The 23,877-nt window shown below is 74.5% G+C and carries 20 protein-coding genes and 1 pseudogene; 13 read left to right on the top strand and 8 right to left on the bottom strand.

Translation table 11 applies throughout. The features are described 5' to 3' along the window. Window positions 1–586: 586 nt before the first annotated feature. Window positions 587–1,363, bottom strand: a complete 777-nt coding sequence (locus PV350_RS19275; RefSeq protein WP_499511576.1) for an SDR family oxidoreductase — start codon at window positions 1,361–1,363, stop codon at window positions 587–589. A gap of 34 nt (window positions 1,364–1,397) precedes the next feature. On the opposite strand from PV350_RS19275, the gene PV350_RS19270 reads away from it, so the two are divergent. After that, on the top strand, window positions 1,398–1,712 hold the full coding sequence (locus PV350_RS19270; protein ID WP_499511575.1) for a 4a-hydroxytetrahydrobiopterin dehydratase: 315 nt from the start codon (window positions 1,398–1,400) through the stop codon (window positions 1,710–1,712). Between the two features lie 478 nt (window positions 1,713–2,190). Then, window positions 2,191–3,831 carry an alkaline phosphatase D family protein gene (locus PV350_RS19265; protein ID WP_499511574.1) on the top strand — a complete coding sequence of 547 codons (1,641 nt, stop codon included), beginning with the start codon at window positions 2,191–2,193 and terminating at the stop codon, window positions 3,829–3,831. Between the two features lie 5 nt (window positions 3,832–3,836). On the opposite strand, the gene PV350_RS19260 is transcribed toward PV350_RS19265, so the two are convergent. Further along, entirely contained in the window at window positions 3,837–4,847 is a 1,011-nt protein-coding gene (locus PV350_RS19260; RefSeq protein WP_499511573.1) for a Gfo/Idh/MocA family protein, read from the bottom strand. 81 nt (window positions 4,848–4,928) lie between these two features. Between PV350_RS19260 and PV350_RS19255 the strand changes: the two genes are divergently transcribed. The 5 genes and pseudogenes from PV350_RS19255 (at window position 4,929) to metG (ending at window position 11,733) form a co-directional block, all read left to right on the top strand. Beyond that, window positions 4,929–6,221: a multidrug effflux MFS transporter gene (locus PV350_RS19255; protein ID WP_499511572.1), complete on the top strand. Its 1,293-nt coding sequence runs from the start codon at window positions 4,929–4,931 to the stop codon at window positions 6,219–6,221. 38 nt (window positions 6,222–6,259) lie between these two features. Then, window positions 6,260–6,457 (top strand): hypothetical protein, encoded by a 198-nt coding sequence (locus PV350_RS19250; RefSeq protein ID WP_499511571.1) that lies wholly within the window; start codon window positions 6,260–6,262, stop codon window positions 6,455–6,457. Beyond that, window positions 6,423–7,505, top strand: a pseudogene (locus PV350_RS19245) (serine hydrolase domain-containing protein); the annotation flags it as partial. The gene PV350_RS19250 and the pseudogene PV350_RS19245, both read left to right, overlap by 35 nt. Window positions 7,506–7,772: 267 nt before the next feature. Continuing rightward, on the top strand, window positions 7,773–9,920 hold the full coding sequence (locus PV350_RS19240; RefSeq protein WP_500335045.1) for a SpoIIE family protein phosphatase: 2,148 nt from the start codon (window positions 7,773–7,775) through the stop codon (window positions 9,918–9,920). Window positions 9,921–10,173: 253 nt separating this feature from the next. Beyond that, entirely contained in the window at window positions 10,174–11,733 is a 1,560-nt protein-coding gene (gene metG / locus PV350_RS19235; RefSeq protein WP_499511569.1) for a methionine--tRNA ligase, read from the top strand. Window positions 11,734–12,114: 381 nt separating this feature from the next. Here the strand turns inward: metG and PV350_RS19230 are convergent, their stop codons facing one another. The 3 genes from PV350_RS19230 to PV350_RS19220 are packed head-to-tail and all read right to left on the bottom strand — an operon-like array spanning window position 12,115 to window position 13,947. Beyond that, window positions 12,115–12,333, bottom strand: coding sequence for a TrfB-related DNA-binding protein (locus PV350_RS19230; protein WP_499511567.1), 219 nt, complete (start codon window positions 12,331–12,333; stop codon window positions 12,115–12,117). A 58-nt stretch (window positions 12,334–12,391) separates the two neighbouring features. After that, entirely contained in the window at window positions 12,392–13,684 is a 1,293-nt protein-coding gene (locus PV350_RS19225; protein WP_500335042.1) for an MFS transporter, read from the bottom strand. 23 nt (window positions 13,685–13,707) lie between these two features. Then, window positions 13,708–13,947 carry a hypothetical protein gene (locus PV350_RS19220; RefSeq protein WP_499511565.1) on the bottom strand — a complete coding sequence of 80 codons (240 nt, stop codon included), beginning with the start codon at window positions 13,945–13,947 and terminating at the stop codon, window positions 13,708–13,710. Between the two features lie 98 nt (window positions 13,948–14,045). Here PV350_RS19220 and PV350_RS19215 point away from each other — a divergent pair, with 98 nt between their 5' ends. Continuing rightward, on the top strand, window positions 14,046–15,038 hold the full coding sequence (locus tag PV350_RS19215) for a small ribosomal subunit Rsm22 family protein (RefSeq protein ID WP_499511564.1): 993 nt from the start codon (window positions 14,046–14,048) through the stop codon (window positions 15,036–15,038). Between the two features lie 56 nt (window positions 15,039–15,094). On the opposite strand, the gene PV350_RS19210 is transcribed toward PV350_RS19215, so the two are convergent. Further along, a complete protein-coding gene (locus PV350_RS19210) occupies window positions 15,095–16,627 on the bottom strand; it encodes a phytoene desaturase family protein (protein ID WP_499516814.1) in 1,533 nt (510 codons plus the stop codon). Between the two features lie 28 nt (window positions 16,628–16,655). After that, window positions 16,656–17,471, bottom strand: a complete 816-nt coding sequence (gene ddaH / locus PV350_RS19205; protein WP_499511563.1) for a dimethylargininase — start codon at window positions 17,469–17,471, stop codon at window positions 16,656–16,658. Between the two features lie 161 nt (window positions 17,472–17,632). On the opposite strand from ddaH, the gene PV350_RS19200 reads away from it, so the two are divergent. The 4 genes from PV350_RS19200 (at window position 17,633) to PV350_RS19185 (ending at window position 21,818) form a co-directional block, all read left to right on the top strand. Then, window positions 17,633–18,538 carry a LysR family transcriptional regulator gene (locus PV350_RS19200; protein WP_499511562.1) on the top strand — a complete coding sequence of 302 codons (906 nt, stop codon included), beginning with the start codon at window positions 17,633–17,635 and terminating at the stop codon, window positions 18,536–18,538. An 86-nt stretch (window positions 18,539–18,624) separates the two neighbouring features. Then, complete coding sequence (locus PV350_RS19195; RefSeq protein ID WP_499511561.1) at window positions 18,625–19,188, top strand: cysteine dioxygenase family protein; 564 nt, start codon at window positions 18,625–18,627, stop codon at window positions 19,186–19,188. Then, window positions 19,185–20,306, top strand: a complete 1,122-nt coding sequence (locus tag PV350_RS19190) for a YeiH family protein (RefSeq protein ID WP_499511560.1) — start codon at window positions 19,185–19,187, stop codon at window positions 20,304–20,306. The genes PV350_RS19195 and PV350_RS19190 overlap by 4 nt, the downstream gene beginning before the upstream one ends. Before the next feature lie 129 nt (window positions 20,307–20,435). Continuing rightward, a complete protein-coding gene (locus PV350_RS19185; RefSeq protein WP_500335039.1) occupies window positions 20,436–21,818 on the top strand; it encodes a serine hydrolase domain-containing protein in 1,383 nt (460 codons plus the stop codon). Window positions 21,819–22,061: 243 nt separating this feature from the next. Here the strand turns inward: PV350_RS19185 and PV350_RS19180 are convergent, their stop codons facing one another. Beyond that, the gene (locus PV350_RS19180) at window positions 22,062–22,733 is read right to left on the bottom strand and encodes a biliverdin-producing heme oxygenase (protein WP_500335037.1); all 672 of its coding nucleotides are present in this window, start codon (window positions 22,731–22,733) and stop codon (window positions 22,062–22,064) included. Between the two features lie 378 nt (window positions 22,734–23,111). On the opposite strand from PV350_RS19180, the gene PV350_RS19175 reads away from it, so the two are divergent. Beyond that, window positions 23,112–23,858: a bifunctional DNA primase/polymerase gene (locus PV350_RS19175; RefSeq protein WP_499511557.1), complete on the top strand. Its 747-nt coding sequence runs from the start codon at window positions 23,112–23,114 to the stop codon at window positions 23,856–23,858. Window positions 23,859–23,877 lie beyond the last annotated feature (19 nt).

Genomic DNA, 23,877 nt, shown 5'->3' with positions numbered 1-23,877 from the left:
CTCCCCGGGGACGGGACAACCCGACGCACCGCCCCCCCAGGCCGCCCCCCCCCCGGTGACGGCGGGCTTCCTCCGGACGGGGACGGCGCGGCCGCCGCCCCCGCCCGGAGGAAGCCCGCCGTCACCGGGGGTGCTGCGGCCTGGTCGGCCGGTACGTCGAGTTCTCCCGTCCCCGAGGAGCCCGCGTCGTCCGGCGCTGTGCTCGGCACCCCCGGCAGCGGCAGCAGCGTCTTCGGCGCGATCGGCGTCGCGCCGGAGAGGCTGAGTGCCAGCGCCGCCGTGTAGACGGAGCATGCCGCGCCGACCAGCCAGCCGGCCCTGCGTACTGCGCGGGCCCGTCTCCCGCTGGAATCGACGAACACGGGGCCGGGCAGCGCTATCAGCTCGGTCTCCGGCTCGGGGGGCCCGGCCTCGGACCCGACATCGTCTGCGGGCGTTTCTGACCATACGTCGCGGTGGTGCTTGGAGAGCATGCCGCAACGTAACGCGACGCAAGCAGTCCTATGGGACGTATTTCGGACTTGACCATTTCCGTGGGTGAAGTGGTCGAATTCGGCCGCGGGTGGCTGTGGCCCCCGCTGCGGCGTCAGCCGCGGCCGATGTACGGCATCGTCGTCGCCATCACCGTCGCGAACTGCACGTTCGACTCCAGCGGCAGCGCGGCCATGTGCGCGACGGTGCGGGCCACGTCGGCGACGTCCATCCGGGGCTCGGTCATCAGCCGCCCGTCCGCCTGCAGGGTCCCGGCCGCCATCCGCTCCGTCATCTCCGTGGCCGCGTTGCCGATGTCGATCTGGCCGCAGGCGACCCGGTACGGACGGCCGTCCAGCGACAGGGACTTCGTCAGCCCGGTGACGGCGTGCTTGGTCGCCGTGTACGCCACGCTCAGCGGCCGCGGCGCGTGCGCGGAGATCGACCCGTTGTTGATGATCCGGCCGCCCTGCGGCCGCTGCGCGCGCATCGTCCGGAAGGCGGCCTGCGCGCACAGGAACGCGCCGGTGAGGTTGACGTCGACGACGGCACGCCACTGCTCGTACGTCAACTCGTCCACCGGCACGGCGGGCGCCCCCGTGCCCGCGTTGTTGAACAGCAGGTCGACCCGGCCGAAGCGGGCGCCCACGGCGGCGAACAGCGCGTCCACCGCCTCCGGGCGGGTGACGTCCGTCGGGATGACCGCCACCGCCGCGTCCGGCAGCCCGTCGGCGGTCCGGCGCAGCGCCTCCTCCCGCCGGCCGGCCAGGGCCACGGCCCAGCCCGAGGCCGCCAGTTCGCGTGCCACCGCCCGCCCGATGCCCGACCCGGCCCCGGTGACCACCGCGACCCGGCGCGCGGTGCCCGTTCCATTTCCCGCGATCTCAGTCATGGCTCCGCAGGGTATGCGGTGCCACGATGAAACCATGTCACCCTACGCCGAACCCCTGTCGCACAAGGAGATCGAGGACCGCCTCGCCGAGCTGCCCGGCTGGTCCCTCTCCGAGGACGGCGCGAGCCTGCTGCGCACGTACCGGCTGCCGCACATCCCGGCGGCGGTCTTCGTGATGCACATCGCGCAGATCCAGGACGAGCTGAACCACCACAGCGACCTGACGCTGGGTTACCAGACGGTCGCCGTCTCCGTCACCACGCACGCGGCGGGCGGCCGGCTCACGGAGCGGGACTTCGGTCTGGCCCAACGCATCGAGGCCATCGCCCCGGCCCACGGGGCCGCGTAGCGGCAGGCCCGCGCGGGCGGGTGCCTCGCGGCCCGCGGGCCGGTGGGCGGTGTTCTTCCCGCCCGCCCACGCCTTCCCGGCGTGGGGCGGTGGCGGTGTGCGGGCTCGGGTCCGGGTGTGACGGGGGGCGTATCGGTGGGCGTGCGCCCGGTCCGTGACAGTCGCTTGTCTTGACGGGCCGTCACCCCGTTGGCGGGGGTGCGACCTGTGCGTGCGGTGTCCCCGGTCGGGGTGATCTCGGCGGGCTGCCGGGGCGGGGGAAGGGCGCCCCGGGCCGCACACCCTCTGCCGCCCGGGAGCTTCCCGGACGGGGGGCTTCGCGTCGCGGGGGCGGGATGTCCCGGTTAGGGTGGCCGTTCCGGGTCGCGGAGCTGACGCGGCGTCAACAACGAGACAGGGACACCGTGGGCCGAACGGGGGGTTCCGGGAGTCCGTGTGCGCGACCCGGGCCACGCAACCCACCGCCAGGGAGGGACACGTGACGCACCCGCAGGCCCGCAGCCGCCATGACCGCACGCTGCGCGCCGCGGCGGCGCTGCTCGACCGCCGCCGCTTCCTGACCGTCACGGGGGCCGCCGCGGCCCTCGCGTTCAGCACGAACCTGCCCGTCGCCGGTGCCGCGCAGGCGGCCGAGGCGCCGCCCGGGGCGCTGGCCGGGGACCCGTTCACGCTGGGTGTCGCGTCGGGAGACCCCACGCCTTCGGGCGTGGTGCTGTGGACCCGGCTCGCGCCGCGCCCGTACGAGCCGGCACCGGGCGACGGACTGCCCGAGGCCCGCGTGCCCGTCCGGTGGGAGATCGCGCGGGACGACCGGTTCGCGCGGGTCGTCCGCCGCGGTACCGCCCTGGCGCACCCGGAGTTCGGCCACACCGTGCACGTCGACGTCCAGGGCCTCCGGCCGGACCGGGTGTACTACTACCGCTTCCGCGTGGGCCCCTGGATCAGCCCTCCGGGCCGTACCCGCACCGCCCCCGCGCCGGGTGCCCTCCCGTACGAGATGCGGCTGGCCGCGGTGAGCTGCCAGGCGTACCACGACGGGTACTTCACCGCGTTCGGTCACCTCGCGAACGAGGACGTCGACGCCGTCTTCCACCTGGGCGACTACCTCTACGAGTACGCCGTCAGCGCCACCGGCGGCGCCCGCGCCCTCACCGACCGCACCCTGCCGGAGTGGTTCGCCAAGGAGACGGTGACGCTGGAGGACTACCGCCTGCGCTACGCCCTCTACAAGTCCGACCCCGACCTGCAGGCCGCGCACGCCGCCTTCCCCTGGTTCGTGACCTGGGACGACCACGAGACCGAGAACAACTACGCGGGCGGCAGCGACGAGCACGGCGGCCCCGCCGACGCGTTCCTGGTCCGCCGCGCCGCCGCCTACCGGGCCTACTGGGAGAACCAGCCGCTGCGCCTCCCGCAGTTCCCCCGGGGCCCGGACATGACGCTCTACCGCCGCTTCCACTACGGAAGGCTCGCGCAGTTCGACATCCTCGACACCCGCCAGTACCGCACCGACCAGGCGTACCGGGGCCGCTGGCACGACCCCGGGCCGCAGTCGCAGGACCCGGCGCGCACGATGACCGGGACGACCCAGGAGCGCTGGCTGCTGGACGGCTTCGCCCGCTCGCACGCCGTCTGGAACGTGATCCCGCAGCAGGTGGTGTTCTCCCGGCGGAAGAACGCCGCCGCCTCCCCGCTCAGCATGGACGCCTGGGACGGCTACCCGGCCTCCCGGGACCGCGTGCTGGCCGGGGCGGGCGCCGCCGGCATCGAGAACCTGCTGGTGCTCACCGGCGACGTGCACGTCCACTACGCGATGGACATCAAGGCCGACTGGGACGACCCCACCTCGCGCACCGTCGGAACGGAGCTGGTCACCAGCTCGATCAGCAGCGGCCGCGACGGCTCCCCGCGCCCGTCCAACTGGTCGTCGCTCCTGGCCGCCAACCCGCACCTGCGCTTCTACGACGGGCGCCGCGGCTACGTGACCGTCCGGCTGGACGCCGAGGAGGCGCGGGCCGACTTCAAGACCGTCGACTCCGTGACGACCCCGGGTGCCGACCTGACCACCGCGGCGTCCTTCGTGACCGAGGCCGGGGACCCCGGTCTGCGGGAGACCTGACGGGCTCAGTCCTCACCGGGGTAGCGGACGCCGATGCGGTCCCGGACCGTGTCGAGCGTCCGCATGACGGCGAGGCTGCCCTCCAGCGGGACGAGCGGGGACTCGCGCTCGCCCGCGCGCAGGCAGCGCATGACCTCGGCCGCCTCGTACTGCAGCCCGCGCAGTCCGTCGTCCGGGGCGCCGAACTCCTCCGGCTCGCGGCCCTCGCGGTGCAGCACGAAGCGGTCCGGGTGGAAGAAACTGGGGGGAACCTCGATCCGTCCCGCGGAGCCGGTGACCACCGCGGTCTGGGCTGTGCCGGCGGTGAGGGAGCAGCTGAGCACTGCCATGGCGCCGCTGTCGTACCCGAGCAGCATGCCGGTGTTGTCGTCCACGCCGTGCTCGGTCAGGTGGGCCCAGGCCTGGACCTCGTCGGGCTCACCGAGCAGCAGGTGGGCGAAGGACACCGGGTAGACGCCCAGGTCCAGCAGGGCGCCGCCGCCGAGGGCCGGGTCGAGCAGCCGGTGGCCGGGCTCGAAGGGACCGGCGAGGCCGAAGTCCGCGTGCACGCAGCGGACCTCGCCGACCGCCCCGTCCGCGACCAGTTCGGTCAGCCGCCGCACCACGGGGTTGCAGTAGGTCCACATCGCCTCCATCAGGAAGAGCCCGCGGGCCTTGGCGAGGTCGGCCAGCTCGCGCGCCTCGACCGCGTTGACGGTGAACGGCTTCTCGCACAGCACCGACCGTCCGGCCCGCAGGCACAGCCCGGCCGCGACGCGGTGCGCCGAGTGCGGGGTGGCGACGTACACCACGTCGACGCTCTCGTCGTCGGCGAGTTCGGTCCAGCTGCCGTACGCGCGCGGGATGCCGAAGCGGTCCGCGAAGGCGCGCGCGGAGGCGAGGCTGCGCGAGCCGACCGCGACGATCTCCGCGTCGTCCTTCATCTCCCGCAGGTCCTCGGCGAAGGACGCCGCGATGCCGCCGGTGGCCAGGATGCCCCAGCGCACTTTCCTACCGGAACCGACCGATTCCGTCATGAATCTGCCCCCACCTGGCCTCGACCACCTCGTGATTGCTGAGAGCATAGAGAACGATTCACACACCACGGAGAGAGACCCATGCCGGAAGCCGGCGCGACCCCGCCCGACCAGATATCCACACCGGGGCCGTCCACCCCGGTACGACGCGCCGGAGACGTCCCAGGAGCTCGCACCAGCCTGATGGTGACGTTCCTGCTCGGCGCGCTCAGCGCGCTCCCCGCGCTCTCCATGGACATGTACCTGCCGGCTCTGCCGCAGGTCACCGAGGACCTGCGCAGCCCGGCGGTCACGGTGCAGCTCACGCTCACCGCGTGCCTGCTCGGACTCGCCCTCGGGCAGATGATCGTCGGCCCCATGAGCGACCGCTGGGGCCGCCGCCGCCCGCTGCTGGCCGGCATGGCGCTCTACGTCCTCGCCACCGCCGTCTGCGCCTTCGCACCCACCACGGAACTGCTGATCGGCTTCCGGCTGCTGCAGGGCCTCACCGGCGCGGCCGGCATCGTGATCGCCCGCGCGATCGTCCGCGACCTGTACGACGGGGTCGCGATGGCGCGCTTCTTCTCCACCCTGATGCTGATCTCCGGGGTCGCGCCGATCGTCGCGCCGCTCATCGGCGGGCAGGTGCTGCGGATCACCGACTGGCGCGGGGTCTTCGTCGTGCTGACCGTGGTGGGCGTGCTGCTCACCCTCGTGGTGTGGCGCTGCCTGCCCGAGACGCTGCGTCCCGCGGACCGTCACGGCGGCGGGTTCGGCGCCACGCTGGGGGCGATGCGCGGGCTGCTGGCCGACCGCGCCTTCACCGGCTACATGCTCACCGGCGGCTTCACCTTCGCCGCGCTGTTCGCCTACGTCTCGGCGTCCTCGTTCGTCGTCCAGGAGATCTACGGGGCCTCGCCGCAGACCTACAGCCTGCTCTTCGGCCTCAACTCCGTCGGCCTGGTGGCGCTGGGCCAGGTCAACGGCAAGATCCTGGTCGGGCGGGTCAGCATGGACAAGGTGACCGGGGTGGGGCTGGCGGTGATCACGGTGGCCGCGGCCGTGCTGCTGGCGCTGACCGCGGGGTGGCTCGGGCCGGTGGGGCTGGTGCCGGTGGCCGCGGGGCTCTTCGTGCTGATGGCGGCGATGAGCCTGGTCCTGCCCAACACCAACGCGCTCGCGCTGATGCGCACCCGGCACGCCGCCGGCTCGGCCTCCGCGCTGCTCGGCACGACCTCCTTCCTGGTGGGCGCCGTCGCCTCGCCGCTCGTCGGGATCGCGGGCGAGCACACGGCGGTGCCGATGGCCCTGGTGCAGCTGGGCAGCGTCCTGGCGGCCTGGGTCTGCTTCGCCGGGCTGTGCCGACCGTGGCGGCGTACTGTGGATGCACGGTGACACGTGCCGTCATTGCCGCGCCGAGTCAGGAGGCAGCGATGTCCGAGCCGATCGACGAGAGCAGGTGGGCCTGGAAGACTGCGGACAGTTGTCTGCACACCGGGTCCGAACACATGATCGATCCGGAGGACCTGGTCATGGCCTCCGGCCGTGAGCCGACGCCGGCCCTCATCGAGAAGGCCCGCAAGTTGCTGGAGGAGCATGGCCCCGCAGCTGTCGAGAGGTACCTCCCTTGAGGCGCAGCTGCGTGGCGACGAGCTGAGTCTGCTCGTCGAGGACATCACCTCATATCTGGAGCCCGTGCCCCCCTCCGTGCATCCGTGGTGCGCGGGGGCGGTGGTCCTGGCGGGCCGAGGCGGGACGGTCGCCCTCCACGAGGCCGTGGGCTGGGCGGTGCGCTACGCCTCCTACGACGAGGGCGCCGACCGCGGCGTGGAGCTGCCCCGCGGGCGATGGGTGCCGATGCGGCCGGACACGGTCTTCGACCTGGCCTCGCTGACCAAACTCTTCACCGCCGTCGTCGCGGTGGGCCGGCTGGAACTCGGCCGGGAGGTCGCGGCCTACGTGCCCGAGTTCGCCGCCGCGGGCAAGCAGCGCATCACCGTGGGACAACTCCTCGACCACACCTCCGGACTCCGTCCCGAGCTGCCGTTCCACGACCACCCCGACGCCGAGGCCCGGGCGAAGCTGCTCTGGGAGGAGGCGCCGGTCGTCGCGCCCGGCACCGAGCGGATCTACTCCGACCTCAACCTCATCGCGCTGCAGCACGTCCTGGAGCGGACCACCGGCGAGGCCCTCGACGCCCTCGTGCGGGAGGACGTCACCGACCCGCTCGGGATGTACGACACCCGCTACAACCCGCCCGCCTCCTGGGCCCCGCGGATCGCCGCCACCGAGGACCAGCGCAGGCCCTGGGCCCGGCTGGACCGCGGCCCGCTCCGTGGGACCGTCCACGACGAGAACGCCCACGTCATGGGTGGTGTGGCCGGCCACGCGGGGCTGTTCTCCACCGCCTGGGACCTCGCCCTGTTCTGCCGTGCGCTGCTGGACGGCGGCGGCCCCTACCCCGGCTTCGAGCTGGACCGGCCCTGGTTCATGGGCGCCCTCGCGGGGCGCGGGGCGGCGGGCCACACCGGGTTCACCGGCACCAGCATGGTGATCGACCCGGCCACCGACGGCTTCCTGGTGCTGCTGGCCAACTCCGTTCACCCGTGCCGTACCTGGCGGGACGGCAGCGTGCCCCGGGCTGCCGCGGGCACGCGGTTCGCGAGGGCGCTCGGCGTGGCGTGAGCCCGGTGCCGTGAGCCGGGTGAGCCCGTGAGCCCCGCGGGGCCGCAGGGACGTGCCGGGCACGGCGGACGGCGGGGGCGGCCGCCCGAAAGGTGCCGCATGCGGTTCATCGGGTAGTTTGGCAGCTGACGTGGGGTGGCGATCCCGGGCGGCCGCCGCGTCGGCCGGCCGGCCCCCACGGCGGAACGGAGGCGCAGGAGTCGATGGTCCCCGAGGTCAGGACGCGACCGGACCCGGCACCGGACGGGGGGCGGTGAGGGCATGCCGCCGGACCTCGCCGGTCTCGTCGCCGCGGACACCGGTCCGGCGCTGCTGGACTCCCCGCTGAGCCAGGTGGTGCGCGACACGGGCGCCTCCATGGGCCTGGTCTACCTGATGACCCCCGAGCAGGACCTGCTGCGGCTGACGGTGGTCGTCGGCGTCTCGCGCAAGATCGACACGATCTGGGGGCGGGTGGCGCCCGGCGCCTCCAGCCCCATCGCCGACGCCGTCCGCGAACGACGCATGGTGCTGCTGTGCGGCCACGAGGACACCGCCCGGCTGTACCCCCGGCTCGCCCTGGTCCTGCCGTACGACTTCCCGCTCGCCGCGGCCCCGATCACCAGCGGCTCCACCATCTGGGGCGCGCTGTGCCTGGTGTGGCCCGGCGGGCATCCCGGGCGGATCACCCGGCGGGCCCGGGAGGCGTACCGCGGGGCCTGCGACCGCATGGGCCGCCTCCTGCGCAGGGCCGCCGAGGACGGCGAGCCGGTGCTGCCCCCCGCCGAGCCGCGGGTGCTGCCCGCGCTCCGCACCCGCACCCACGGCCCGGACGAGGCCCTGGCCGCCGCCGACCTCGCGGAACGGCTCCCGGAGGGCTCCTTGGCCCTGGACCTGGACGGCCGGATCACCTTCGTCACGGAGACCGCCGCCGCCCTGCTCGGGGCGGAGGTGCCCGACCTCCTGGGCACCGAGCCCTGGGAGCTGCTGTCCTGGCTGGACGACCCGGTCTTCGAGGACCGCTTCCGCAGCGCGATGATCAGCCGCCGTCCCGGCTCGGCCACGGCGCTGCGCCCACCGGACCGCTGGCTCACCTTCGAGCTCTACCCGGACGGCACCGGTGTGAGCGTCCGCGTCACGCCCGCCCCCACGCCCGAGGCCGCGGACACCCCCGCGGCGCAGCTGCCCGCGGGCCCCACGCCGGACCGGGCCATCGCCCTGTACCACCTGCTGCACATGTCGGCCACGCTCACCGAGGCCGTCGGCACGCAGGACGTCATCGACCTGGTCGTCGAGCAGATGCTGTCCGTCTTCGGCGTGCAGGCAGTGGCCCTGCTGACCGCCGAGGAGGGACGACTGCGGATCATCGGGCACCGGGGCTACCACGAGGACTTCATGGAGTCCGTCGACGCCCAGCCGATGGACGTCGACAACCCGGCCGTGCGCGTCCTCAAGACCGGGGTCCCGGGCTTCTTCGCCAACGTCGACGAGTTCCTGCGTATCTACCCCGGCACGGTCGTCCGGGACCGCAAGGCCGCCTGGGCCTTCCTGCCCCTGATCACCTCGGGCCGGCCCGTCGGCACCATGGCCCTGGCCTACGACCGCCCGCACCCCTTCTCCTCCGGCGAGCGCAGCGTCCTCATCTCGATCGCCGGCCTGGTCGCGCAGGCCCTGGACCGGGCGCGCCTGTACGACGCCGAGCACAACCTCGCCATCAGCCTGCAGGCGCGGCTGCTGCCCCGCGCCCTGCCGGACGTCCCCGGCCTGGAGGTGGCCGCCCGCTACATGCCGGCCACCCGCGGCATCGACATCGGCGGCGACTTCTACGACGTGATCCGGCTGGACACGACCACCTGCGCCGTGACGATCGGCGACGTCCAGGGTCACAACGTGAACGCCGCCGCGCTCATGGGGGAGGTCCGCACCGCCGTCCGCGCCACCGCGGGCGCCTCCCCCAGCGAGGTGCTGGCCCGCTCCAACCGGCTGCTCGTCGACCTCGACCCCGGCCTGCTCGCCAGCTGCCTCTACGCCCAGCTGGACCTGGAACGGCACACCGCCTGCGTGGCCACCGCCGGACACCCGCCGCCGGTGCTGCGGCACCCGGACGGCACCACCGTGGTGCTGCCGCTGCCGCCCGGCCCGCTGCTGGGCGTCGACCCCGACGCCTGCTACCCGACGACGGAGATCGCGCTGCCGCCCGGCGCGGTGCTGGCGCTGTACACCGACGGCCTGGTGGAGACCCCGGGCGTCGACATCGACGTGTCCGCCGCCGACCTCGCGGCGCACCTCGCCCGGGCCGGCCCGGACGCCTCGATGGACGCCCTGGCCGACAGCCTCCTCGGGCACGCACAGCGGTCCGGCCCGCGCAACGACGACATCGCCCTGCTGCTCACCCATGTGACGGGACGGCCGGCCAGGCCCGCCGTGTGACGACCCCTCAGGGAGCCGTCCCGCCCCACACCGGGCGGCTCTTGCGCGTCGCCTTCCGGGCGAAATGGTTCCGCGAACCGGGCGCCCCGGCTGCTAGCATCGAGGCATGATCGCGAACCCGTACCACCGGCAGATGATGGCCCCCGCCCGGGGCCGCTGACACCGGACGCGTCCGCGTCTTCCGAGGCCCCCCACCGGGGCCTCGATCCTTTTGCGCGTCGGAGCCCCGCCACCGTCCTTCCCGGAGGTTCCGATGACCGCGCCCCAGGCTTCCCGTTTCTACGTCACCACCACCATCCCGTACGTCAACGCCCGCCCCCACCTCGGCTTCGCGCTCGAACTGGTGCAGGCGGACGTGCTGGCCCGGCACCACCGCCGACGCGGGGAACCGGTGCGCTTCCTCAGCGGCACCGACGACAACTCGCTGAAGAACGTGCTGGCCGCCGAGGCCGAGGGCATCCCCGTCCAGGACCTCGTGGACCGCAACGCGGCCGCCTTCGCGGCCCTGGACGGCCCGCTCGCGCTCTCCCTGGACGACTTCATCCGCACCAGCCGCGACCCCCGCCACCGCGCGGGCGTGGAGCGGCTCTGGCGGCGCTGCGCCGCCGCGGGCGACCTCTACCGCGAGCACTACGAGGGCCTGTACTGCGTGGGCTGCGAGCAGTTCTACACCCCGGACGACCTGGTGGGCGGCCGCTGCGCCGAGCACGGCACCGAGCCGCAGACGGTCGCGGAGGAGAACTGGTTCTTCCGGCTGTCCCGGTACACCGACGAGCTGCGCGGGCTGATCGAGGACGGGCGGCTGCGCATCGAGCCGGCCGCGCGCCGCAACGAGGTGCTCGCCCTGCTCGCGCGCGGGCTGCGCGACTTCTCCGTCTCCCGGTCCCAGACCCGGGCCCGTGGCTGGGGCATCCCGGTGCCCGGAGACCCCGGGCAGGTGATCTACGTCTGGTGGGACGCGCTCGGCAACTACGTCACCAGCCTCGGCTACGGCGGCCCCGACGGGGAGGGCGACGCGGCGTACGGCCGGTGGTGGGCGGGCGACGGGCGGCGCGTGCACCTGGTGGGCAAGGGCGTGCTGCGCTTCCACGCCGTCTACTGGCCCGCGATGCTGCTGTCGGCGGGGCTGCCGCTGCCGACGGACGTCCTCGTCCACGACTACCTGACGGTGGAGGGGCGCAAGATCAGCAAGTCGGCGGGCACCACCGTCGACCCGGAGGAACTGACCGCCGAGCACGGCACCGACGCGGTGCGCTGGTGGCTGCTGCGCGAGGTGCCGCGGGTCGGCGACGCCGACTTCACGCGCGAACGGCTGGTCGCCCGCGCCGACGCGGACCTGGCCGGGGGGCTCGGCAACCTGGTGCACCGGGTGGTGACGATGGTCCACCGGTTCCGTGACGGCGTCGTCCCGGAGGCGGGCGGGTCCGGAGAGCCGGGCACGGAGGCCTTGCTGACGGCATGCCGGGAAGCGCCGGACGCCGTCGCGGCGGCGCTGCACGACGTGGACTTCCGGCGTGCCACGGCCGCCGTCTGGCGGATCGTCGACGAGGCCAACCGCTGCATCGACGAGACCCGGCCCTGGGAGCTGGCCCGCGCCGAACGCCGGCACCGCAACGCCTCCGCCGGCCGCCGCCTGGACGCGGTGCTGGCCGCCCTCGTGCACGCCTGCCGTGCACTCGCCGGTGAACTGGAGCCCTTCCTGCCGGGTGCCGCGGCCCTGATCGCGCGGCGCTGCGCGGCCGGGGACGACGGCCGCCTCCCGTCCCCCGCACCGCTGTTCCCCCAGTCCGGCGCGGCACGGCGGACGGGCTGACCGCGCGGTGCCTTCGGCGTGGGGGCGGCTCGCAGGCCGGTGGCCGACGGGTGTCCGGGCTCCGGGGCGGGTGGCCGCTCCGGTGGTGCCGGTCCCGTCGCCGTCCGCGGATGCGGTGGGCGCTGCCGCGCCCTCGCCGCGGGGGTCGCGCGCCGTACGACGGGCCGCGGCGCCAGGGTGTGAACGCCGGGTCCGGGAAGAGGTGCCTAGGCCGTGTCGTCAAAGGAGCGCCGGCCGCCCGGAGGGCGGGCCCAGCGGCGTCTGGTGCGGTGCATCGTAAGGCGGAGAGTCGTCCTCGTAGTGGGCTACTCGGACGATTCGACAACGCAGCGAGGTGCCGTGCCAGGCGCCGCTGGGCAGGCGGGACTTTGACGACACGGCCTAGCCCGCCAGCATCTTCTGGATCGCCTGCCGCGTCACCCCGAGCTCCCGTGCGATGTCGGCCTGCGACACGCCCTGGCCGATCAGGTCCTGCATCAACTCGCGCCGCTCGGCGGCGAACTGCTGGGCGAGGCGGGCGTGGTGGATGGCCTGCGCCCGTACCTCCTTGATGCGGCGGAGGGCAGGTTCGTGCGCGGAGAGGTCCCTGGTGTCTGCCATGACCACAGGGTGACAACCCGGGGTTGTCGTTGTCAACCCCCTGTTGTCGGGGCCCGGTTCAGGTCGTGGCGGGTTTGCCCGAGGGCTCGGCCTCCTCCCGCCCCTCCGCCCGGCCGGGGCCGGTCGCCGTGGACGGCAGGGCACGCCAGGGCAGGAGCAGGGCGCTGGCCAGGCACAGCACGCCCGCGACGACGATCGCGACGCGGACGCCCGCCACGGCGGCGATGACGCCGCCGGCCAGCATGGACAGGGGCTGGGCCGTCTTGGAACTCACCGACCACGCGGTCACCACCCGGGTCATGACGCCGTCGTCCGTGGCGGCCATGCGGTACGTGATGAACGACGGGTTGAAGACCCCGGCGGCCAGCAGCAGGAAGGTGTCGGCGGTGACCAGGACGACGGGCCCGAGGGGACCGGCCGGCGCCCAGGCGAGCAGCAGGAGCCAGGGGGTGCGCAGCACCCCGAACAGCAGCAGCACCCGGTGCGGGCCGAGCCGGCCGGTCAGCGGGGCGGTGAGGCGGGAGCCCAGGACACCGCCGAGGCACGGCAGCCCCAGCGCCAGGCCGTACTGCCACGGGGTGAAGTGGAGTTCGCGGAGCATCAGGACGGCCAGCAGCGGGTTGCTCATCATGATGGACCCGCCGAAGAGCATGGCGTTCCAGAAGAGCGGCCGCAGTCCGCGGTGTCCCAGGACGTAGGTCCAGCCGGCCACGAGGTCCCGGCCGCGGCCGTGCGACCCGGCCCGGGCCGGGGGCTCCGGTTCGGGCCGGCGGATCCGGCGGACGCCCAGCGCGGACAGCAGGAAGGAGACCGCGTCCACGGCCAGGGTGACCGTCGCCCCGAAGGCGGTGACGAGCAGTCCGCCGACCGGCGGCCCCGCGCTCAGGCTGAGCCAGTCGGTGGTCTCCAGCCGCGAGGCCGCCCGGAGACGGTCCGCCGGCGGGACGAGGCCCTTGAGGTGCGCGGTGCTCGCCGCGCCGAACACGATGGCCGCGGCCGCCTGGACGATGCCCACCAGGCACAACTGCGCGAAGGTGAGCACGCCGAGGGCCGCCGCGACCGGGACGCTGAGCAGCACGAGGCAGCGGAGCAGATCCGCGGTGATCATGACCGGCCGTTTGCGGCGGTGCTCGATGCGGCCGCCCAGGGGGAGGGTGATGGCGGCGCCCGCGAGCGCCGACAGCGCCGCGAGCAGGGAGACCTGGAAGGTCGTGACGTCCAGCGCCAGGACGGCCACCAGCGGCAGGGCCCCGGAGCCGACCGCGCTCCCCGCCGCGCTCACCGCGTAGGCGCCCCACAGGCGGCCGAAGTCACGTCGCGCATCCGTCACTTGCTCGTCCGGCGAGGTCATGACGGCGGAGCCTAGCGCCGGTGTCAGTCGCGGACGATCACCTGGGCGTGGTCACTCACGCCGAGTTCCCGCAGGGTGTGGTGGATCCTGCGCAGAGCGCCGTCCCTGTCCACGTCGTCGTCGAGCTCCAGGTCGAGGTGGCAGCTGCCCATGCCGGTCCCGGCGCCCGTGATCTCGCCGTCGGCCTCGAACGCGGCCGCGAGCGCCTCCTCGACCTCGTCGCGGTCGAGGGGCAGGGCCCTGAGCACGATCTCCACGAACACCGCGCGACCTCCTGCGAACCGGGTGCCGGTGCACCCTACCGGCGACGGCGACGGCGACGGCGCCGGCCCGCTCCGGGTGGCCCTTACCCTTGACCCTTGTGTCCTCTCTGCAAGCCGCCCTCGCCGGTCTCCTCGACGGGCTCCCGCCCGGCCGTGCCACCCAGGCCGTCGACCGGCTGATCGCCACCTACCGGGGGCGTACGCCCAGCAGCACCCCGATCCTCCGCGACCGCTCCGACGTCGCCGCCTACGCGGCGTACCGCATGCCGGCCACCCACGCCGCGGTCGGCGCGGCGCTGGCGGAGTTCCGGGCCCGGGCGGGGGAGTGGGCCCCGGCGAGCCACCTGGACGTGGGCGGCGGGACCGGCGCCGCGACCTGGGCGGTCGCCGACGCCTGGGAGGACGGGGCGCACACCAGCACCGTCCTCGACTGGTCGGACGCCGCGCTCTCGCTCGGCCGTGAGCTGGCCGCCGGGGCGGAGCACGCCGGCGTGCGGGACGCGCGCTGGCACAAGGCGCCGCTCGGCACCGGGGCACGGCTGCCCGAGGCGGACCTGATCACGCTGTCGTACGTCATCGGCGAGCTGACGGAGGCCGACCGCGACGCGGTCGTCGCCGAGGCGGCGCGCGCCGCGGCCGGCGCCGTGCTCGTCGTCGAACCGGGCACCCCGGACGGCTACGCCCGGGTCCTCGCGGCGCGCGAGCGGCTCATCGCGGCCGGCTTCCACGTCCTCGCCCCCTGCCCCCACGACGGCACCTGCCCGGTGCAGGCCCCGGACTGGTGCCACTTCGCGGCCCGGGTCGCCCGCACCTCGCTGCACCGGCAGGTCAAGGGGGGCTCCCTGCCGTACGAGGACGAGAAGTTCAGCTATGTCGCGGCCGCCCGCTTCCCCGCGGCGGGCGACGGCTCACCGGACCGTGTGGTGCGGCATCCGCAGATCCGCAAGGGACAGGTCCTCATCGACCTGTGCACGGTCGAGGACGGCCTGCGCCGCGACACCGTCAGCAAGCGGCACGGGGCGCTCTACCGTGCCGCCCGCGACGTCGCCTGGGGCGACGCGTGGCCGCCTCCCGCGGCGGAGCCGGAGTAGCCCCGGGTCCGCGGGGGCGACCGCCCGCCGCCGGCGTGCGGCACCGCGCAGGGCGCTCAGCGGTCGCCCAGCACCGCCATGGCCGCGTTGTGCCCCGGGACGCCGCTGACCCCGCCGCCGCGCACCGCGCCCGCCCCGCACAGCAGCACGTTCGCGTGCGCGGTCCCCACGCCCCAGGCGCCGCCGCCCGACTCCGCGTAGGGGAACGCCAGGTCGCGGTGGAAGATGTGCCCGCCGGGCAGGCCGACCTCCCGCTCCAGGTCGAGCGGGGACTTCGCCTCGATGCAGGGCCGCCCGTCCGCGTCCACCGCCAGGCAGTCCGCCAGCGGTTCCGCGAGCACCGCGTCCAGCTGCGCCAGGGTGGCCTTGAGGAGGGTTTCCTTGGCCTGCGCGGGGTCGTCGGCGAAGAGCCGCGCCGGGGCGTGCAGCCCGAAGAGGGTGAGGGTGTGCACGCCCTGGGCGGCCAGGTCGGGGGCGAGGATCGACGGGTCCGTCAGCGAGTGGCAGTAGATCTCGGACGGCGGCGCCGTGGGCACCGCGCCCTCGGCCGCCTCGCGGTAGGCCCGGTCCAGCTGGGTGTACGACTCGGCGATGTGGAAGGTGCCGGCGAAGGCGTCGCGCGGGTCTACCGCGGTGTCGCGCAGCCGCGGCAGCCGCCGCAGCAGCATGTTCACCTTGAGCTGCGCGCCTTCGGGCTTCTCCGGGGCCGTCTCGCCCAGCAGCCCGGCCAGTGCGTACGGGGAGGCGTTGACCAGCACGTGCCCCGCGCCCACGCTGCCGCCCTCGAACGACACCTCGGCCCGGGTGCCGTCGGTCTCGACGGCCGTGACCTCGGTGCCGGTCACGATCTCCGCCCCGGCCGCCCGGGCCGCGTCCGCCAGGGCGTCGGTGAGGGCGCCCATGCCGCCGACGGGCACGTCCCAGTCACCCGTGCCGCCGCCGATGACGTGGTAGAGGAAGCAGCGGTTCTGCAGCAGGGAGGGGTCGTGCGCGTGGGTGAAGGTGCCGATCAGGGCGTCGGTCAGCACCACGCCGCGCACCAGGTCGTCCTCGAAGGCGGCCTCGACGGTCTCGCCCAGCGGCCGCTCGAACAGCGTCGACCAGGCCTCCGGGTCGTCCACGGTCCGCTCCAGCTCGGCCCGGGACGGCAGCGGCGCGGTCAGCGTCGGGAAGACGCGCTCGGCGACCCGCTGCGTCATGCCGTAGAAGTGCTGCCAGGCCTCGAAGTCGCGGTCGGAGCCGGTCAGCCGGACGAAGCTCTCGCGCGTCGCGGACGGCGACTCGGCGTCGACGAGGAGCCCGCCGTCGCCGTAGGGGGTGTAGGAGGAGATGCGGCGGCGCCGGACGGCGAAGCGCAGCCCCAGGTCGTCGACGATCTTCCGGGGCAGCAGGCTCACCAGGTACGAGTACCGGGACAGCCGTGCGTCCAGACCGGTGAACGCCCGCGTGGAGACGGCGGCGCCGCCGGTGCCCGGGAGCCGCTCCAGCAGGAGCACGGAGCGGCCCGCGCGGGCGAGGTACGCGGCGGCGACCAGGCCGTTGTGGCCGCCGCCGACGATCACGACGTCGTACGAGGGGTGAAGGGGCAGCTGCGACATGGGCCCTTTCGTATCACGCTCAGTCGCGCAGCTCCATGGTGCAGCACTTCACGCTGCCCCCGGCCTTGTGCAGTTCGGACATGTCCACCGGCACCGGCTCGAAGCCGCGCTCGCGCAGCCGCCGCAGCAGCCCGGTGGCCCCGGAGGGGACCAGGACGTTCAGGCCGTCGCTGACGCAGTTGAGCCCGAAGGCCGTGGCGTCCTGGCGGGTGGCGGTCAGCGCGTCGGGGAAGAGCCGGCGCAGCACCGCGCGGCTGCCGGGGGAGAAGGCGTCCGGGTAGTACATGATCTCGTCGCCGGCGAGCACGCACAGCGCCGTGTCGAGGTGGTAGAAGTGCGGGTCGGTGAGCTCCAGGCCGATGACGGGGCGGCCGAAGAACTCCTGGAGCTCGGCGTGCGACAGCGGGCTGCTGCGGAAGCCCTTCCCGGCCAGCAGCCAGCTGCCGGTGACGGCGAAGTCCCCCTCGCCCTCGTTGACGTGGTGCGGGTCGTGCACCTCGCCGTAACCGCGGTTCAGGAACCACTCGCGGTGCGCGGGCGCCTCCGCGGCCCGCTCGGCGTTGGCGAAGCGGGCGCCGAAGACCCGGCCGTCGACCACGGTGGCGCCGTTGGCGGCGAAGACCATGTCCGGCAGGCCCGGCAGCGGCTGCAGGATCTCGACGGTGTGCCCCAGCGAGCGGTAGCGGTCGCGGAGGTCCTCCCACTGGAGCAGGGCGAGCGCGGGGTCGACCGGCTTCGTGGGGTCCATCCAGGGGTTGATGGAGTACGTGACGCGGAAGTACGTGGGAGGACACATCAGATACCGGCGGTACGAGGCGGTGCGCGCTGCGCTCAATGAAGGCTCCTCGCGGTGTGGTTGAGGCCGTAGTGACATGGTGGACCCACAGCGGACACCCCGCACCGGATTGCGGACGCAAACACCCCCCGGCGGAGCCCTCCCAGAAGCACGAGGGGGCCGTCTGCCGGGTTGTCCAAAGTTCCCCTTATGATTCGGGGGTGTTCGATTCCAGGCACATCAAGACCTTCCACACCGTGGTCACGGCCGGCTCCTACTCGGCCGCGGCCGCGGCGCTGGGCTACACCCAGCCCGCGGTCACCCAGCAGATGAAGGCCCTGGAGCGCTCGGTGGGCACCGCGCTCTTCGTCCGCGTCGGACGGCGCATGCGGCTGACCGAGGCGGGTGAGGCGCTGGCCCGGCACGCCGAGACGATCCTCGACAGCATCACCGTGGCCTGGGAGCAGATAGGCGCGGTGACCCGGCTGGAGACCGGCCGGGTGAGGCTGTGCGCCTTCCCCAGCGCCAACGCCACCCTGATCCCCGAGGCGCTGGCCCTGCTCGCGGCCGAGCACCCCGGGATACGGGTCGAGCTGCTGGGGGACGAACCGCCCGACTCGCTGGAGCGGGTCACCCGCGGCGAGTGCGACATCACCCTCGCCTTCACCTACCCGGGGCTGCACGAGGCGGTGCCGGACGACCTGGTCGAGATCCCGCTGCTGGAGGACCAGCTCATGGTCCTGATGCCGGCCGGGCACCGGCTGGCCAGGTCCCGCTCGGTCAGGCTCGGCGACCTGGCCGACGAACGCTGGATCGCCGGCTGCATGCGCTGCCGGGTCAACTTCCTCCACGAGTGCGCCGAGCTGGGCTTCGCCCCCGACATCGCCTTCGCCACCGACGACAACCTCGTGGTGCAGTCGCTGGTCGCGGAGGGGCTGGGGGTCGCGATGATGCCCGGGCTGGCGCTGTCCTTCACGCGGCTGGACCGGGTCACCGGCCGGCCGCTGGACCCCGTCTCCCGCCGCCGGGTCGCGGCGTACGTGCCGCGCGACCATCTGCGGATCCCGGCCGCGGCCCTGGTGCTCGACGCGCTCAAGGCGGTCGCCGAGCGGCGCAGCGGCTGCTGACCCGCACCCCATCCATAAGGAGGGGCAAAGCGGGGTGAAGGAACTGTCAGTGGACGCGCGGGCCCGTGCGCACGGACGCTGCGGACATGACCTCCGCGACCGTTCCGGCGCTCTCCGCGCCCACCGCCCGGCTGGCCCGCCTCGTCGACGAGGTGCGCGAGACGGTCGGCCGCGGCCTGCCGCCCGGCCCGACGGCCCACCTGGTGGGCGAGCGGCTCGCGCCGCACCTCGGCGCCCCCGACCTGCTGGCCGAGCGGCACGCCGAGGGCGACCCGGACCGCTACCGGCAGCACATCCTGCACGCCGAGGAGGACGGCAGCTTCTCGATCGTCGCCCTGGTCTGGCTGCCGGGGCAACGGACGTCCATCCACGACCACGTCTCCTGGTGCGTCACGGGGGTGCACCAGGGGCAGGAGCACGAGCGCCGCTACCGGCTGGTCCCCGACGGCACCGGCTCCCGCCTCGTCCCGACCCAGGACGTCGTCAACGCCCAAGGCGAGGTCTGCGGCTTCGCGCCGCCCGGCGACATCCACCAGGTGTGGAACGGCGGGACCGGCAAGGCCATATCGCTGCACATCTACGGTGCCGACATCTCCCGCCTGGGCTCCAGCGTGCGGCGGGTCTACCGGCTGCCGGTCGGCGAACGGTGAACCTCCGCACCGCGACGCGCACCCCCGTGCCCGTCGCCCGTGGGGCGGCGCCGACCGCCCGCCCCGCCGCGTCCCCCGCCGGAGGCGGTGCGGGCCGCCGCCGGGCCACAGCCACCGTGCTGCCCGGGCTGCTGGTCACCGCCCTCGGCGCCGTCCTGGCGACCGCACTGCACCGGCTGCTGCCGGCCGTGCCGGTGCCCACCACCGCCGTCCTCCTCGGCATCGCCGCCGCGAACCTGCCGGGCCTGCGCGCGACCCTGCGCGGCCGGGCCCGGCCGGGGCTCACCTTCGCCGGGAAACGGCTGATGCGCATCGGCATCGTGATCCTGGGACTGCAGCTGAGCCTCGACGACGTGCTCGGTCTCGGCTGGGCCACGGCCGGCATGGTGGTGTGCGTCGTGGCCGCCACCTTCTGGGGCACCCTCTGGCTCGGCCGCCGCATGGGCCTGCGCGGCGACCAGCCGCTGCTCATCGCCACCGGCTACTCCATCTGCGGTGCCTCCGCCATCGGCGCGGTGAGCCAGGTCAGCGGCAGCGACGAGGAGGACGTGGCCGCGTCCGTCGCCCTGGTCACGCTCTGCGGCACCCTCGCCATCGGCGTGCTGCCGCTGCTGCACCACCCGCTCGGCCTGGACGACGTGCAGTTCGGCCGCTGGGCCGGGGCCGGCGTGCACGACGTCGGACAGGTCGTCGCGACGGCTCAGACCGCGGGCCCGGCGGCACTCGGTGAGGCGGTGCTCGTCAAGCTGATGCGCGTCGCGCTCCTGGCACCCCTGGTCGCCGCGGTCGCCTACGCCCTGCGCCGGCGGCACGCCATGTCGGGCGCCGCGGGGCCGGACGCCGCCGCCTCCGCGCGGCGGACCCCGCTGCTGCCCCTGTTCGTCGTCGGCTTCCTCGTCATGATCGCCGTGCGCAGCACCGGAGTCCTGCCGGCCGGCGTGCTCGACGGAGCAGAGCAACTGCAGCAACTGCTGCTGGCCATGGCCATGGTGGGGCTCGGCAGCATGGTGCACCTGCGCGCCCTGGCGCGAACCGGGCCGCGTGTGGCCGCCGTCGGCCTGATCTCCTGGACCCTCATCGCCACCGTCTCCTACGCCGGCGTGCTCCTCACCAGTTGACGACCCCGGCCGCCGGCCGACGGTCAGCCGAGGGCCGCGAGGCCGGGCAGGCCGAGGGCGACCGCGAGGACGGCAAAGCCGGTGCCATGCGCCCGGCACCCCGCCCGGGCCCGCCTCTAAGGTGAGCGCATGCCGACACCGCAGACCGACCCCGACGACGCCCTGCTTCCGGACACCCGCCGGGCCCTGCTGCACCGCATCGCGGTCGCCCAGTCCAGCAGCCGTACTCCCTCCCTCGTGGGAGCCGTCGTCCGGGACGGCGAGGCCGTGTGGACCGGAGCGCGCTCCTGCGTGGACGGGCACGCCCCGGACGGGGACACCCAGTACCGGATCGGCTCCCTCACCAAGACCTTCGTGGCCGTCCTGGTCATGCGGCTGCGCGACGCGGGGCGCCTCGGGCTGGACGACCCCGTCGAGAAGCACATCGGCGGCACCCCCGCCGACGGCGTCACCGTGCGCCAACTCCTCACGCACACCGCCGGACTGGCCGCGGAGACCCCCGGCCCCTGGTGGGAGCGCACGCCCGGCGCGCTGCGGCCGGAGACGGCCGACCTCCTCGGCGGGACGCCGCGGCTGCACCCCGCCGGCGAACGCCACCACTACTCCAACCCCGGGTACGCCCTGCTCGGCGCCGTCGTCGAGGCGCTCCACGACGGCCGGCCCTGGGACGAGGTGCTGACCGCCGAGGTCCTCGAACCGCTGGGGATGACCCGTACGACGCGCCGCCCGCAGGCCCCGCACGCCGGGGGCTGGGCCGTCCACCCGTACGCCGAGCTGATGATGGCCGAGGCCGTGCAGGACACCGGGCTGATGGCCCCCGCGGGCGAACTGTGGTCGACCGCCGACGACCTGTGCCGCTGGGCCGCCTTCCTCGCCGCGGGCGACGCGCGCGTCCTGGTGCCCGCGACGCTGGAGCAGATGCGCCGGCCGGCCGCGCCGGGCGACGACCAGGGCCTCGGCGTGCAGCTGATGAAGACCCCGGACGGCCGGGTGCTGGTGGGGCACGGCGGCTCGATGCCCGGCTTCGTGGCCGGGCTGTGGTGCGACACGGAGGAGGGACTCGGCGCGGTCGTCCTCGCCAACTCCACCACCGGCGCCCCGGCCACGACGATCGCCGCCGACCTGCTGCGCATCGTCGCCGAGCGCGAGCCCCGCATCCCCGAGCCGTGGCGGCCCGACTCCGACCCCGACCCGGAGCTGCTCGCCCTCACCGGCCCCTGGTACTGGGGCACCGCCCCGCACGTCCTGCGCCTGCGCACCGGCCGCGACCTGGAACTCACCGCCCTGTCGGGCACCGCCCGCGGCGCCCGCTTCCGCGCGGAACCGGACGGCACCTGGACCGGCCTGGACGGCTACTACGACGGCGAGACCCTCCGCGCGGTGCGCGCCCCCGACGGCACCGTCGGCCATCTCGACCTCGGCTCCTTCGTCTTCACCCGCACCCCCTACGACCCGGCGGCCCCGGTCCCGGGCGGAGTCGACCCCTCGGGCTGGACCTCCCCCCTCGGCTAGGCCGCGTCCTCACATGAGCTCCCCCAGCTGACGCTGGGAGGTCCCCCACCGCCCGAAGGGCAGGCCCCGCGGTTCCCCCGGCTTCGCTGGGGGTGCCGTGCCTGGGGACACCTCCCAGCGTCAGCTGGGGGAGCGTTGCGGGGCGGGGGCACCCCCGGCCGAAGGTTGAGGGAGGCCATTCGACGACACGGCCTACGGGGGACGGGCGCCCGAACGGTGGGGACCAGCCGGGCCGCCGGGCCGTCAGGCGGTCAGCGGGAACTCGCGGCCCAGCGCGGCGAAGACCGCCGAGTTGTGGGCGAAGGCCCGCCGGCACTCCTCCACGACGCGCTGCTTCTCGAGCTCGTCGACCGGCAGGGCGTCCAACAGGCTCCGGTACTCGCGCTTGAACGCCGCGGGGTTGCCGATCGCGTCGAAGACGTAGAAGCGCACGCCGTCGCCCTTGCGGGAGAAGCCCCAGGTCTTCTCCGCGATGCCGCGGATGACCTGGCCGCCCGAGAGGTCGCCGAGGTAGCGGGTGTAGTGGTGGGCGACGTAGCCCGCCGGCCACGCGCGGGCGGTCTCGGTGACGCGGCGGGCGTACGCGAGGGTCTCGGGCAGCGCGCCGGCGCGGTCGCGCCAGCCCGGCGCGAGCAGGTGGTCCAGGTCGCGTTCCAGGGCGGCGACGCGCATCAGCTCCGGACGCAGGAAGGGGCCGGCCACGGGGTCGCCGGCCAGGTGCGCGGCGGCGTCCTCCAGCGCCCGGTAGACGAACCAGAGCTGCTCGGTGTAGCGCGCGTACGCGGCGACCCCCAGGCGGCCGCCGAGCAGGTCGCCGATGAACGTCGAGGTCTCGGCCTCGGTGTGCCGGTCGTGGCTGGCGGAGCGGATGACGGCCGAGAACGGTGCGGTCGCGGTGCCGTGGGCTGGCGTCAAGGGAATCCTCCTGCGTCGGGCCTGCAGGAATCGTCGCAACTTAGGGGACCCTAAGTCAATGGGTTGCCGACAACCTGTCGGAAAACCAGGCTAGCGCGGATCCGCCCTCCGGGGCGGACGGCGCGTCGTCCCGCGGGTGACGGTGGTCACGGAGGGGAGGCCGGTGCCGGTCGCCGCCCCGGGTGCCGTGGGCAGCGGGGACAAGGGAAACGTGCCCGGATCCGCCCGGGACGGGGTCCGTCCTGCAGGGGGACCCCGCGCGCGGCCGGAATGCGGACGGGGAGCAGGATGGTTTCCACCATCCGTGGATTCCGCTTACGGCCTTTCCCTCGTTACGTAGGGTGGAGCAAGGGTTCACGGGGCGAGGAAAGGGGCTCGATGGTCACCAAGGGCAGGTTGTCCGACTGGCTGCGCCGCAAGGCGGGGGAGCGCGGCGCCGGAGTGGACGGGGCCGCGGTCCGCGCGGCCGCCGGTGGCCGGAACGGGGACGACCTGCGCCGGGACGAGCTCCTCCTGGAAGCCGCGGACGCGGGCCTGCCGCTGGCGCCGGCCGCCCATCCGTCGCCCGTGTCCGGTTACCGCTGTTCCTGCGACCGGATCGGCTGCCCCACGCCGGGCACGCACCCCGTCTCCTTCGCCTGGCAGACCCAGGCCACCACGGACGCGGAGCAGGTCAGGCGCTGGCTGCGCGCGCACCCCCTGGCCAACTTCATCACCGCCACCGGCATCGCCCACGACGTCCTGGACGTACCCGCAGAGGCGGGCCGGATCGCCCTGGAGCGGCTGGCCGCCGAGGGTTCCGCGGCCGGACCCGTCGCGGTCTCCGACGGGCGGATGCTGTTCTTCACCGCCACCCGTGCCACGGCCGACGAGGACGAGTGGTGGCCGTGCGAGCTGGACTGCCATCCCGAGACCGTCGACGAGCACCCGGGCCTGCGCTGGCACCACCGCGCCAGCTACGTGCTGCTCCCGCCCTCGCGGCTGCCCTCCGGCGCCACCGTCGCGTGGGTCGCCGGCCACGGACCCGACCAGGTGCTGCCCGACCCGCTGCCGCTGCTCGGGGTGCTGACCGACGCCTGCGCCCAGGTCGAGCCCGAGCCCGAGACGGCCGGCTGGCTGCACTGACCCCGGCCCGGAGACCGTG

Origin of the sequence: Streptomyces sp. PA03-6a (assembly GCF_033792765.1) — a bacterium.
GTDB lineage: Bacteria > Actinomycetota > Actinomycetes > Streptomycetales > Streptomycetaceae > Actinacidiphila.
The sequence above is the reverse complement of the archived record's forward strand: the minus strand, read 5'-3'. Positions and strand labels throughout refer to the sequence as shown.